Below are 12,489 nucleotides of genomic sequence, written 5' to 3'. Positions count from 1 at the left end.
TCGCCGCCGTTACCGGGCAGGGCGGGCCAGCAGCGGCGGGAGGTCCTGCTTCAGCAGGTCGACGACGGCCCGCACGCGCGGCGGCAGCGGCCGCTGCGCGTGCACGAGCACGTTGAGCGCGAAGTCGGGAATCACGTAGTGCGGCAGGAGCTCGACGAGCGTGCCGGCCGCGAGCGCCTCGGCGCAGGCCGGCTGCTGGACCACGCCGATGCCGCCGCCGGCCACGATCGTGTCGAACATCGGGCGCCAGTGGCTCGTCGTCATGATCGTGCGGATGCGTGCGTAGTCGAGTGCGTCGCCGTCGCGCTGCAGCGGCAGCCGCTCGCTGGCGAACACGCCTTTCACGCGGATGAACGGATGGTTCGCGAGTTCGGCCTTCGAATCGATCGGGCCGTGCCGCTCGAGATACGACGGCGCGGCGACGAGCCGGCGGCCGACCGCGCCGACCGGATGCGCGACGAACCCGCCGTCGCCGAGCTGGCCGACGCGGATCGAGATGTCGACGCCTTCCGTGACCGGATCGACGATGTCGTCGTTCAGGACCAGATCGATGTGCAAGTTCGGATACGCGGTGCGGACATGCATCAGCACACCCGGCAGCACGACTTCGCCGACGCATTGCGGCGCCGCGAGCCGGATCGTGCCGTCGAGCGCGTTTTCCGTCTTCGACACCGATGCGACCGCGTCGTCGGCTGCTTCGAGCAGCTCCTTGCTGCGATCGTAGAAGATCCGGCCTTCTTCCGTGCACGTGAGGGTGCGCGCACTGCGCAACAGGAGCCGGGTGCCGAGATGCTTCTCGAGTCGCTCGATGCGCTCGCTGACGGCCGGCTGGCCCATGTCGAGATCCCGCGCCGCGCCGGACATCGTGCCGCGCTCGACGACCCTCACGTAGATGCGCATCGTCGCCAGCAAATCCATGAAGTCGCGCCCCTTGTCCGGTTCCGGTTGATGCCGATCGACGGATGGTACCAAAGCAGGGCTGCGCGATGGTGCGCGGCGAGCCGATACTGACCATCGGTTGGCGACGCCGCGTGTATTTGCCGGTGCGATGGGTGACAATTCGCTTCCGTGCGATCGACTGGAGACGAAGACATGACGCAACAGGATGACGCGGTGCGCACGCGCTGCGTTGCATGGCAGATCGTGCGGACGTGGCAGGCGGCCGAATGGTGCCGGCTTGGCGAATCACGAACGGGAGTCGACCTGTCCGGTGTGGTGTCGGGGGCGATCGACGGCTCGCCGTTTCGGGTCGAGTACGCGATCGCATGCGGCGCCGACTGGCTCACGCGCTCGGCACGCATCACGCAGTGGGGCGGCACGCAGCCGCCGCGGCAGTGGGATATCGCATGCGACGCGGGGCGCTGGACGATCGATGGCGTCGACGTACCGGCGCTCGCGGGCGCGACCGACCTCGATCTCGGTTTCAGCCCGTCGACGAATACGCTGCCGATCCGGCGGCTCGGATTGGCCGTCGGTGACGCAGCCGTGATCCACACCGCGTGGCTGCGCTTTCCGGATTTCGAATTCGTGCGCGGCGAGCAGCGCTATACGCGTACGGCGGAGCGCGTGTACCGCTACGAAAGCGGCACGTATGCGGCCGATATCGCGGTCGACGATGCGGGCCTGGTCACCGACTACGACGAATGGCGGCGCATCGGCGCGGCACCCGCGCGTTGATTCACGCGTACCGCGCCGTGCGTCGGCAGCGGCGGTGCGTCAGCGTGCGCTCGCGACCGACAGCTTGCCCGGAATCAGCTTCAGCGTGCTGAACGTATCGGCGATGGTCTGCTGATACGCGAGCGTCGCGTCGCTGATCGGCTGCACACCGTAACCGGCGCGCTTGAGCGCGACTTCGAGCGTCGGCGCGTCGAGGCCGACGAGCGGCGACAGTTGCGTGGCGACTTCGGGCACATGGTCGCGCGCCCAGCGATCGACCGAGTCGACTTCGTCGAGCAGCGCACGCAGCACCTGCGGGTGAGCGGCCGCGTATTTGCGCGCGGCGAGGTAGTACTGCGTATTGCGCACGAGCCCTTCGCCGTTCGCGATCACGCGCGCGCCGATCTGCCGCTCGGCGGCGGCCAGGTACGGATCCCAGATCACCCATGCATCGACGTTGCGCTGCACGAACGCGGCGCGCGCATCGGCGGGCGTCAGGTAGATCGGCTGGATGTCGGCATACGTGAGGCCCGCATGTTCGAGCGCCTTCACGAGCAGGAAGTGGACGTTCGAACCCTTGTTGAACGCGACCTTCTTGCCGCGCAGCTGCGCGACGTTGCGGATCGGCGAATCGGGCAGGACGACGATCGCCTCGCCCTGCGGCGCGGGCGGCTCATTGCCGATGTAGACGAAATCGACGCCGCCCGCCTGCGCGAAGATCGGCGGCGTCTCGCCGACCGTGCCGACGTCGATCGCGCCGGCGTTCAGGCCCTCGAGCAATTGCGGGCCGGCGGGAAATTCGAGCCACTGCACGGTGACGCCCTGGCTTGCAAGCCGTTTCTCCAGCGTGCCGCGTGCCTTGAGCACGACGAAGTTGCCGTATTTCTGGAAACCGATGCGCAGCCGCGTGCCGCTGTCTTGCGCGTGTGCAGGCAGGCCCGCGAGCGGGCCGAGCGCGAGCCCGGCCAGCCCGGCGGCCGCGCCTTGCAGCCACTGGCGGCGATGCGGGTTCGCCGGGGTCGGTTCAACGTCTGCGTGCGGTAAGTCGTTCATCGAGGCGTCCTGCGTGCGGGTTCACGGGCCGCGCGGAAAGCCGTCGCGGTCGGCGCAGGGCGGGGCCCGATGCGGGCGATGCGCGCCGCGGGCCGGCCCGCGCCGGATTCAGGACGATACGGCCGTGCGGGCCGGCGGCCAACCAACGAATCCGCATATGCAAATCAGCGGCGGGCTCGGTGGTGTTGTTCGGGCCGGTGATCAGCGGAAGAATCCGCCGGAACCCGCCGGAACCCGTCAGAGCACGCCGGCACGACAGCACGACAGCACGACAGCACGACAGCACGCCAGCACGCCAGCACGACTGGCCGCGTCGGCGAAATCGCGACTTGGCGCGCGTGGCCGCCCGGCATTCGACGAACGACTGCCGCGACCCTCAATCGGAGCCGGCGGGGCTTTCCTCGATCGAATCGACGCGATCCGGATAGAACGCGAGGTGCCCGCGGATCGCATCGACGGCCGGATAGGGCGCCTCGTAGGTCCAGACGGCGTTGACCGCGCGTTCGCCGCCGGCCGGAATCGAGTAGTAGGCGGCGTCGCCCTTGTACGGGCAGTACGTCGCGTGATTGGTACGCTGCAGCAGCGTCAGGTCGGCGTCCTCGCGCGGGATGTAGAGCACGGCCGGGTAAGCGGCTTCGCGCAGCGCCAGCGCGCGGCGCGTATCCGCGACGACCCTGCCTGCCGCCTTGACCACGACGCGCCGCGGGTGCGGTTCGACCGTGATCGGGTGATCGGGGCCCGGCGTCTTCACGGGGCGAGCGGACGTATCGGAGCTGACAGGCATCGTGGGTCCTCCTGGAATCGGCGGCGCGGCGGCGCCGGGCGGATCCCGGTGCGTCCGTACCGACGTTGGCCAGACGATACGATGCGCCATTTCGGGAGAATCTGCAGGGGGCCGGAAGACGGCGGCGCGAGACGGCCGCCCGGCGCTCGCGTGGACGTTTTCATGCACGGGCAGCGGGATGCATCCACGACGATAAGCAACGCGAAATTAATTGGTAAGCGATCGGCGGGAGGCGCGCGAAGATCGGCCGTCGTCATTTGCATGACAGCCCTCTCTCCTGTCTCCGCCACCATGAAGAACGCTTTCGTTTCGTCAGCTGCGCGTCGTGCGCGTGGCGTACCCCATGCTGCTGCCACCCTGCGCTGCATCGCGGCGTCGCTGCTGCTTGCCGGCGCGGCCACGCACGCGCTTGCCGCGCCGTCCGGCAAGACGCTCGTGTATTGCACCGAAGGCAGCCCGGCCGGCTTCGATCCGGGCCAGCACACCACGAGTACCGATTTCGACGCGAGCACGTACCCGATCTACAACGGGCTCGTGCAGTTCAAGCGCGGCACGCTCGATCTCGAGCCGGCGCTCGCGACGAGCTGGGACGTATCGCCCGACCAGCGCACGATCACGTTCCACTTGCGGCGCGACGTGAAATTCCAGACCACCGCGTGGTTCAAGCCGACGCGGCCGTTCCAGGCCGACGACGTCGTCTTCACGTTCCGCCGGATGCTCGATCCCGACGATCCGTTCCGCAAGGCCTATCCGGTCAGCTTCCCGTATTTCAGCGACCTCGGCTTCGATCGCAACGTCGCGCGCATCGACAAGGTCGACGACTACACGGTGCGCTTCGTGCTGAAGACGCCCGACGTCGTGTTCGTGCGCAATCTCGCGATGGCGTTCGCGTCGATCCTGTCGGCCGAGTACGCGTCGCAGCTCGCGGCGCGCCATCGCGAGGCCGACATCAACCAGTTCCCGGTCGGCACCGGGCCGTTCCTGCTGCGCACTTACCAGAAGGACGCGCTGATCCGCTACGACGCGAACCCCGACTACTGGAAGCCGGACGACGTGAAGCTGTCGCGCCTCGTGTTCGCGATCACGCCCGATCCGGCCGCGCGCCTGCAGAAGCTGGTGGCCGGCGAGTGCCAGGTATCGGTGTTTCCGCGGCCGGCCGATCTCGACACGGTGCGGCGCGACCCGAAGCTGACGTTGTTCTCGGGGATGGGCTTCAACGTCGGCTTCGTCGCGTACAACACGCAGCATGCGCCGCTCGATCGCGTCGACGTGCGGCGCGCGCTCGACATCGCGATCGACAAGTCGGCGATCGTGAAGACCGTGTTCAACGGCGACGCGAAGATCGCGACGAACCCGATGCCGCCCTCGCAATGGTCGTATAACCCGCGCCTGAAGGATGCGCCGCGCGATCCGGCGGCCGCGAAGGCGCTGCTCGCGCAGGCCGGGTTCCCGAACGGCTTCGACCTGACGCTGTGGGCGATGCCGGTGCAGCGTCCGTACAACCCGAATGCGCAGTTGATGGCGCAACTGATCCAGCAGGACTGGGCGAAGATCGGCGTGCGCGCGAAGATCGTCAGCTACGAATGGGGCGAATACAACCGCCGCGCGAAGCACGACGGGCAGCACGACGCGATCCTGTACGGCTGGTCGGGCGACAACGGCGACCCCGACAACTGGCTGGGCACGCTGCTCGGTTGCGACGCGGTGCACGGCAGCAACCTCGCGAAGTGGTGCAACCAGGATTTCGAAAAGCTGGTGGACGCGGCGCGTTCCAACGGGGACGTCGCGAAGCGCACGGCGCTGTACGAACAGGCACAGGTCGTGTTCAAGGACCAGGTGCCGTTCACGCCGATCGCGACGTCGATCGTGTCGCTGCCCGTGTCCAAGCGTGTGCACGGGCTGACGTTCTCGCCGCTGGGCGGGCACCGCTTCGATGGGGTGTGGCTGGATTGAGGGGAGCGCCGCGCGGACGGCGCTCTCGTCCGCGCGGTGTGAAGGCAGCACAGGCCGGCGCGATGCAGTACGCGCCGGCTGCCGTCAGGTCCGGTCAGTTCAGTTGAGTGCGACCGCCGCCGCCGCTTCGACCGGCGAGCCTTCGAGCGCGACTGAAGGCCGGCCGTCGGGGCCGACCGGCACGTCGCCGATGAGCGTCGTGCGATAGAGCTGGCGATCGAAGTCGAGATCGAAGATGTCGACGGGCGCGAGGTGGGCGGTCGCGCGGTTGTCCCAGAACGCGATGCTGCGTGGCTCCCACTTGAAGCGGATCGTGAATTCCGGCCGCGTCACGTGTTCCCACAGCAGTTCGAGCAGTGCCTGGCTCTCGCGCGGCGTCAGCCCGATGATCGATTTCAGGAAGCTCGGGCTCACATACAGCGCGCGTTCGCCGGTTTCCGGATGCACGCGCACGAGCGGATGCTCGGTGACGAGCGGGCGGCGTTCGACCGCGTCGTCGAATGCACCGGTCGCACGCGCACCGGCCGGCGGCGTGAAGCGATGAATGCCGCGCAGCCCGTCGACGAAGCCGCGCAGCGGCGCGGACAGCGTTTCGTATGCCCGCACGAGGTTGGTCCAGTGCGTGTCGCCGCCGTACGGCGGGATCGTCACGCCGCGCAGGATCGATGCCCACGGCGGGTTCACGGCGGCCGTCACGTCGGTGTGCCAGCCGGTCCACGGGCGTCGCACCGGTTCGCCTTCGAAGCGCGTCGCCTTGCGATGCTTCGCGATCGAGTAGACGGCCGGATGCCCGTCGACGTGCCCGAACACCGGGTGGCCGATCGTCGGCTCGCCGAACTGCGCGGAGAACGCGACGTGCTGCTCGTGCGTGAGGAATTGTTCGCGGAAGAAGATGACGCGCCACTTCAGCAGCGCGGCGCGGATCGCCGAGATCTGCGCTGTGGTCAACGGTTGCGTGAGGTCGACGCCGCGAATTTCCGCGCCGATATGGGCGGACAGCGGGATCACGTCGACCGGCTGGGCGGCGGGTTCGAGTAAGGCGCTCATGCGACGCTCCTGGCGGAAGTGGATGGGGCGGAGGGCCGACATCGTGGCGCGTGTGCGCGTCGGTCCGGGGGCGGGAAGTGCATGGTCGGTGTCCGGTAGCGGAAAGCGGGGCAGGCGCGGCGGCGCGCACGGAGCACCGCCGCCGCGCGACGCGGGCGTTATTGCAGCGTCGCGCCCGGCCCCTTCAGCACGACGCTCTGGCGGCCGTCGATGCCGACCGGCACGTCGCCGTGCACGGTCGCGCGGCGCACGACGCGGCGCGCATCGCCGTAGTCGTTGATCGCGTAGTGCTGCGTCGCGCGGTTGTCCCAGATCGCGACGTCGCCTTCCTGCCAGTTCCAGCGCACGGTGTTCTCGAGACGCGTCACGTGCTCATGGAACACCTGCAGCAGGTGCGCGGAATCCTGCGCCGACAGCCCCTTGAGCCGCTGCACGAAATGCCCGAGCACGAGCGTGCGTTCGCCGGTTTCCGGATGGACGCGCACGACCGGGTGCTCGGTTTCGTAGACGGTCGACGTGAACACTTCGCGGTAGCGCTTCAGTTGCGTATCGTCGGCATGCACGTGCGTCGACGCGTAGTCGTATGCGTTGGTGTGCAGCGCCCAGAGCGTGTCGGCGAGCGCGCGCAGCGGGTCGGGCAGGTGCGTGTACGCGGCGGCCGTGTTGGCCCACACGGTGTCGCCGCCGAACGGCGGAATCGCGACCGCGCGCAGGATCGAGATCTTCGGGTACGCATCGACGAAGGTCACGTCGGTGTGCCACGAATTGGCGCGCGCGCCGTGCGCGGAATCGAGTTCGAGCAGGTGCGCGCTGCCGTCGACGGGCGGCACGGTCGGGTGCGCAACGATATCGCCGAAGCGGCGTGCGAACGCTTCCTGAGCGGTGTCGTCGAGATGGTGCTGGCCACGGAAGAACAGCACCTTGTGGCGCAGCAGCGCTGCCTGGATCGCGTCGAACGTCGCGTCGTCGAGCGTGCCCGACAGCCGCACGCCGGCGATCTCTGCGCCGATGCGGCCGGCGACCTGGCGAAGCTGGAGCGGGGCGGCGGCCGTGCGCGGCGCGGCGTGCGAAGCATGCGAAGACGGGTGAGCGGCGTGCTGGACTTCGGACATCGGGAGTCTCCTGGAGTCGGGTCGGTCGAGTCTCCATTCAAGCAGGGACCGCGCGCAATCGGAACCGATGAATCGTCACAACCTTAGCGTGTGCGCAGCGCTGATCGATATGCATCGTCATGCTGAGCAATTCGGCGCGTCGTGCGCGCTACCACGCCAGCCGCCATTCGCCGATCCGGTGCGGGCGCGGCGCGTCGATGCGCTTGCCGCCCGGGCGATCGTCACCCGGCGGGTCGAGGTCGTCGAAATCGGCGAGCACGGTGTCGCGCAACCGCGCGAATTCCGGCGAATCGCGCCGGCGCGGGCGGGGCAGCGCGACATCGACGATGCGTTCGATGCGGCCCGGGCGCGGCGCCATCGTCACGACACGGTCGCCGAGATACACGGCCTCGTCGACGTCGTGCGTGACGAGGATCATCGTGATGCGCTCCTGTTCCCAGATGCGCAGCAGCTCGTTCTGCATTCGCGCCCGCGTCTGCGCGTCGAGCGCGCCGAACGGCTCGTCGAGCAACAGCACGCGCGGGCGGTTCACGAGGCCGCGCGCGATCGCGACGCGCTGCGCCATCCCGCCCGACAGCTGGTTCGGATACGCGTGCTCGAAGCCGTTCAGCCCGACGAGCGCGATGTGATCGGCGACCGCGCGCCGCTTCGCGGCCGCATCGAGCGGGGCGTTGCGTAGCGCGGCCTCGATGTTCTGTGCGACGGTCAGCCACGGGAACAGCCGGTGATCCTGGAACACGATCCCGCGCTGCAGCGACGTGTCGTGCACGCGCTCGGCGCCGGCCCGGATCTCGCCCGTGTAGTCGGCGTCGAGCCCGGCGATCAGCCGCAGCAGCGTCGACTTGCCGCAACCGCTTGCACCGACGATCGTGACGAATTCGCCGGCGCGCACGTGCAGCGACACGTCGTCGAGTACGGCGAGCGTGGCGCCGCGTTGCGCGTAGTGCTTGCTCACGTGGAGGATGTCGAGCGAATCGGAGGCGAGGGTCGTCATGGCGGTACGAGGAAAGGGGGCAGGGAAGGAAAAGTCGATCAGCGCGTCAGGTCGCCGCGCCGGGCCAGCACCTTGCGCTCGATCGCACGCGCGATCGCGTTGAGCGCCCAGCCGGTCACGCCGACGACGATGATCCCGAACAGCACGAGATCCATCCGGAACTGTTCGCTGCCGTCGATCAGCGTATTGCCGATCCCGCTGCCGGCAACCAGCAGGTATTCGGCGCCGAGCGTCGCGAGCCACGAATAGATCAGGCCGAGATACAGCCCGGTGAAGATCGACGGCAGCGCGGCCGGCAGGATCACGTAGCGCACGAGCTGGAGCCGCGAGTAGCGCAGCGCGCGGGCGACGTCGACATACGCGCGCGGCACCGCGTGAATGCCGTCGCAGGTGTGCGCGGCGACGGGCAGCAGCGCGGCGAGCGACAGGAACACGACCTTGGCGACGTCGCCGAGGCCGAACCACACGGAAATCAGCGGAATCCATGCGAACAGCGAGATCTGCTTGAACGTGTCGAAGCTCGGGCCGACGATCCGCGCGGCGACGCGTGACAGCCCGAGCGCGGCGCCGAGCAGCAGCCCGCTCGTCGCGCCGATCGCGAACCCGCACGCTTCACGCGCGAGCGACGCGGACAGCGCGCGGCCCAGTGCGCCGCTCGTGGCCTGCGCCCATGCGGTGCGCAACACGTCGGCCGGGCCGACGAGCAGCCCGCTGCTCACGAGGTGTGCGGAAGCGACCGCCCACCACAGCGCGAACGCGACGAGCGGCAGCACGAAGCCGCGCCAGTCGGGCGCATGCAGGCGGCGGGCGGTGGTGGTGGCAGGCGGGGTAACGCCGGGCGCGGCAGCAGAATGCGTCAAGGGTGGGACTCCTTCGGTTACGCGGGCTGGGCCGGCAGTTCAGCCGCGGAACGCGGACGGCACGCCGCGGCGCAGGCGTGCTTCGAGCGTATCGAGCAGCCGGTTGATCAGCAGGCCGACCGCGCCGACGACGATCACGGCCGCCATCACGAGATCGAGCTGGAACAGTTGCCGCCCGTACACGATCAGGTAGCCGAGCCCTTCGGACGATGCGACGAGCTCGACGACGACGAGCGCGAGCCACGACTTCGTGAACGCGAGCCGCACGCCGGTCGCGAGCGTCGGGATCGCGGCGGGCAGCACGACGTGCACGATGCGTTGCCGGCGCGTGTAGCCGAATACGCGCGCGACTTCGTCGAGCGCGGGCGGTGTCTGGCGAAACCCTTGCAACGTGCTCAGCGTGACGGGGACGAGCGCCGCATGCGCGATCAGCAGGTACTTGAGCGGTTCGCCGACGCCGACGAGCAGCAGCAGGAACGGCAGCCAGCCGAGCACCGGAATCTGCACGAGCGCGTTGAAGCTCGGCAGCACGTAGGCCTCCAGCGTGCGCGACAGGCCGAGCGCGACGCCGGTCGCGAAGCCGAGCAGCGTACCGGCGGCGAAGCCGACCAGCACGCGCTGCAGGCTGATCAGCGTGTGGCGCACGAGGTCGCCGCTCGTCGCGAGATCCCCGAGTGCGTCGAACACGCGTTCGGGCGGCGGCAGGATTTGCGGCGCGATCCAGCCGCGTGCGCTGCCGACGCTCCACAGCACGAACAGCAGCGCAGGCAGCAGCCACGGCGCGAGCCGCCACGACCACCGCTTCACGGCCGCCGATCGATGCGGCGGCACGGCGAGCGCATGGCGCCCGGATGACGGGACGGAAAACGCGGTGTCGCTCATCGTGACGGGTCCGGTTCAGGAAAGGGGCTTGCCGGCCGCGTCGTAGCGTTGCCAGTAGCTTTCGAGCTTCAGCGTGCGCAGCGCATTGTCGAGATACTTCGGCTCGAACCAGCCATCGACGTCGACCGGCTGGCGGATCAGCTTCAACGCCAGCGCATCCTGCGCGACGGACTTGTAGCGCGCGACGACGAACGGATCGATCAGCGGCGACAAACGGTCCTTCAGCCGCTGGTTCGCATAGTCGGCCTGCCACGACGAAACCGGCACGCCGCTCTTTGCCCACAGCTTGAACAGCGCATCGCGGTTCGCTTCATCGGACGACCATTGCGCGCCCTTCACGAGTGCGTTGACGACGCGCTGCACGATGTCCGGATGCGCGCGCTCGAAATCGTCGAGCACGAGCAGGTGGGTCTGGCGCGTGAGCTGCGGGCCGTCGTTCTGCGATTCGTAGATGATCTTCGCGAGCCCCGCGTCGCGCAGCTTGTACAGCTGGTAGTCGCCCACCGACGCATCGATGCCCTTCGACGCGAGCGCGGCAAGCGAGCTCGCGGAGTCGAGATTGATCACGCGCAGGTCGCGTTCATTGAGACCGTTTTTCGCGAGCGCATTGTCGGCGACGAGCTGCAGGTTCGTGCCGCGGAAGATCGACACGCGACGGTCCTTCAGGTCCTTGATCGAGCGGATGGTGGAGTCGGGCGGCACCGCGATCTTGACGCCCGAGCGCACGCTCGCGGCGAGCAGCAGGCGCGTCTTGATCCCGTTCGCCCGGGCGAGCACGGCGGGCAGGTCGCCCTGGTACGCGAAGTCGAGCGCCTTGTTGGCGATCGCCTCGTTGACGGCCGGCCCCGCGCCCTTGAAGAACAGCCACTGCACCTTGATGCCGTCGGCCGCGAACTCCTTTTCGACCAGTTGCTGCAGCTGCGCGGTGGCGGCACTCGATCCGCCGAATGTCGGCGGATCGCCGGCGCCTTGCTGGGCGACGCCGATGCGGATGGTGGCGGGTTTGTCGGCGTGCGCGGCGGCGGCCGGCAACGCAATGAGGGAGGCGATCAGCAGCGATCGAAGCAGGCGCAATGGAAGCATGAATCGACGAATCCGGAACGTTGGGGAGCGTGGCCGGGCCTCAGCCCGTCGGCGCATTCTCGATGACGTGCCGGGGCCGGACAAGAAACGAATTGAACTATGCTTATCGCCGTTTTCCGGGTTGCTGCGCCGCTTGTTTCGTTCTATCCGGATGAGAACGGCATTCACATGCATCTGACATTCAATCAGGATTCCAATCAAGTCGATTGAAGCCGGATGCGGAATCAGGCAATGGCCGATTGGAAAGTTGCGACGGAGACGCGCGTCGATTCTCGCGGGAATCACGCGCCGAATCAGCGTGAAAAAACGGGGCGGGTAGTCAGGGAAATGTGCTGCGGTCCCGTTGTGTTTGCCGGGGGCGGCAGGTCAGGCGCGGCGAGGCGCGCGCATGCGGATCGGCCGGGAATGCCGATAAATCGAATGGAAACAGGGTCGGTAAATCACGCGCTGCAACAGTCGGCATGCCTGTTCCGATTTGCGAATCATTCGATATGTTGTGAGAAAAAATGACCGTAAATGAGCGGCTGAAATTTCATCGTTGCAGGGTGAAATCCATAAATACATTCCGACGCCAAATAATTTGAATTCGCCTGAAAAATTGTCTATACCCTAGACGAATCAGCGCGGTTGCATCGGGCGCGGAATACCGCACCACGAATGCCGGCACGCAACGATCGAAGATGTCGTTGCACACCGCGTGTTGCAGTGATCGAGAGGATTCCGGGGGATGCGAACGACCTCGTGCCAGGGTCGCGCGCATGCGTCGCAACGGGCGAACGTCCTGCGCAACCGCCGGAGCAACGGAGCGTTTTTTGCGTTCAATGGTCGGTCATCGACCCCGTTACACGGAGGTTGCCATGCTGCAATACGTCAAGTCCCTGCTGCGTGACGAACGTGGCGTCAGCTCGCTCGAATACGCCGTGCTGGCCGGTATCGTCGTGGTCGCGCTGGCGGCGGTCGGCGTGATCCTCAGCAGCACCAGCGGCGGCTTGCCGAGCGTGTTCACGACGCTGATCAACAAGGTGACGAGCCTGATCTGATCCCCTGAACCCGCGCGCCACCGAC

At 67.9% G+C, this 12,489-nt stretch carries 12 protein-coding genes; 3 read left to right on the top strand and 9 right to left on the bottom strand.

Translation table 11 applies throughout. The features are described from left to right. Positions 1-9 precede the first annotated feature (9 nt). Complete coding sequence (locus BCEP18194_RS33105) at positions 10-918, bottom strand: LysR family transcriptional regulator (RefSeq protein WP_011355668.1); 909 nt, start codon at positions 916-918, stop codon at positions 10-12. A 174-nt stretch (positions 919-1,092) separates the two neighbouring features. On the opposite strand from BCEP18194_RS33105, the gene BCEP18194_RS33100 reads away from it, so the two are divergent. Then, on the top strand, positions 1,093-1,677 hold the full coding sequence (locus BCEP18194_RS33100) for a putative glycolipid-binding domain-containing protein (protein ID WP_011355667.1): 585 nt from the start codon (positions 1,093-1,095) through the stop codon (positions 1,675-1,677). Positions 1,678-1,716: 39 nt separating this feature from the next. On the opposite strand, the gene BCEP18194_RS33095 is transcribed toward BCEP18194_RS33100, so the two are convergent. Together BCEP18194_RS33095 and BCEP18194_RS33090 are read right to left on the bottom strand one after the other, a co-directional pair. Beyond that, complete coding sequence (locus tag BCEP18194_RS33095; protein WP_011355666.1) at positions 1,717-2,709, bottom strand: sulfonate ABC transporter substrate-binding protein; 993 nt, start codon at positions 2,707-2,709, stop codon at positions 1,717-1,719. A gap of 376 nt (positions 2,710-3,085) precedes the next feature. Next, positions 3,086-3,493, bottom strand: a complete 408-nt coding sequence (locus BCEP18194_RS33090) for a DUF427 domain-containing protein (RefSeq protein WP_011355665.1) — start codon at positions 3,491-3,493, stop codon at positions 3,086-3,088. A 291-nt stretch (positions 3,494-3,784) separates the two neighbouring features. Here BCEP18194_RS33090 and BCEP18194_RS33085 point away from each other — a divergent pair, with 291 nt between their 5' ends. Further along, positions 3,785-5,446: an ABC transporter substrate-binding protein gene (locus BCEP18194_RS33085; RefSeq protein WP_011355664.1), complete on the top strand. Its 1,662-nt coding sequence runs from the start codon at positions 3,785-3,787 to the stop codon at positions 5,444-5,446. 99 nt (positions 5,447-5,545) lie between these two features. Here BCEP18194_RS33085 and BCEP18194_RS33080 read toward each other — a convergent pair whose 3' ends face one another. The 6 genes from BCEP18194_RS33080 to BCEP18194_RS33055 form a co-directional block, all read right to left on the bottom strand. Further along, positions 5,546-6,493 (bottom strand): TauD/TfdA dioxygenase family protein, encoded by a 948-nt coding sequence (locus BCEP18194_RS33080; protein WP_011355663.1) that lies wholly within the window; start codon positions 6,491-6,493, stop codon positions 5,546-5,548. Between the two features lie 158 nt (positions 6,494-6,651). Next, a complete protein-coding gene (locus tag BCEP18194_RS33075; RefSeq protein WP_011355662.1) occupies positions 6,652-7,605 on the bottom strand; it encodes a TauD/TfdA dioxygenase family protein in 954 nt (317 codons plus the stop codon). A gap of 148 nt (positions 7,606-7,753) precedes the next feature. Continuing rightward, positions 7,754-8,599 carry an ABC transporter ATP-binding protein gene (locus BCEP18194_RS33070; protein WP_011355661.1) on the bottom strand — a complete coding sequence of 282 codons (846 nt, stop codon included), beginning with the start codon at positions 8,597-8,599 and terminating at the stop codon, positions 7,754-7,756. 38 nt (positions 8,600-8,637) lie between these two features. Next, entirely contained in the window at positions 8,638-9,459 is an 822-nt protein-coding gene (locus BCEP18194_RS33065; protein WP_011355660.1) for an ABC transporter permease, read from the bottom strand. Positions 9,460-9,498: 39 nt separating this feature from the next. Further along, the gene (locus BCEP18194_RS33060) at positions 9,499-10,341 is read right to left on the bottom strand and encodes an ABC transporter permease (RefSeq protein ID WP_011355659.1); all 843 of its coding nucleotides are present in this window, start codon (positions 10,339-10,341) and stop codon (positions 9,499-9,501) included. A 15-nt stretch (positions 10,342-10,356) separates the two neighbouring features. Continuing rightward, positions 10,357-11,424: an ABC transporter substrate-binding protein gene (locus BCEP18194_RS33055; RefSeq protein WP_011355658.1), complete on the bottom strand. Its 1,068-nt coding sequence runs from the start codon at positions 11,422-11,424 to the stop codon at positions 10,357-10,359. Positions 11,425-12,281: 857 nt separating this feature from the next. On the opposite strand from BCEP18194_RS33055, the gene BCEP18194_RS33050 reads away from it, so the two are divergent. Further along, positions 12,282-12,464: a Flp family type IVb pilin gene (locus BCEP18194_RS33050; protein WP_041493341.1), complete on the top strand. Its 183-nt coding sequence runs from the start codon at positions 12,282-12,284 to the stop codon at positions 12,462-12,464. Positions 12,465-12,489 lie beyond the last annotated feature (25 nt).

The organism is Burkholderia lata (assembly GCF_000012945.1).
Taxonomy (GTDB): domain Bacteria; phylum Pseudomonadota; class Gammaproteobacteria; order Burkholderiales; family Burkholderiaceae; genus Burkholderia; species Burkholderia lata.
This window is presented reverse-complemented; position numbering and strand designations above follow the sequence as displayed.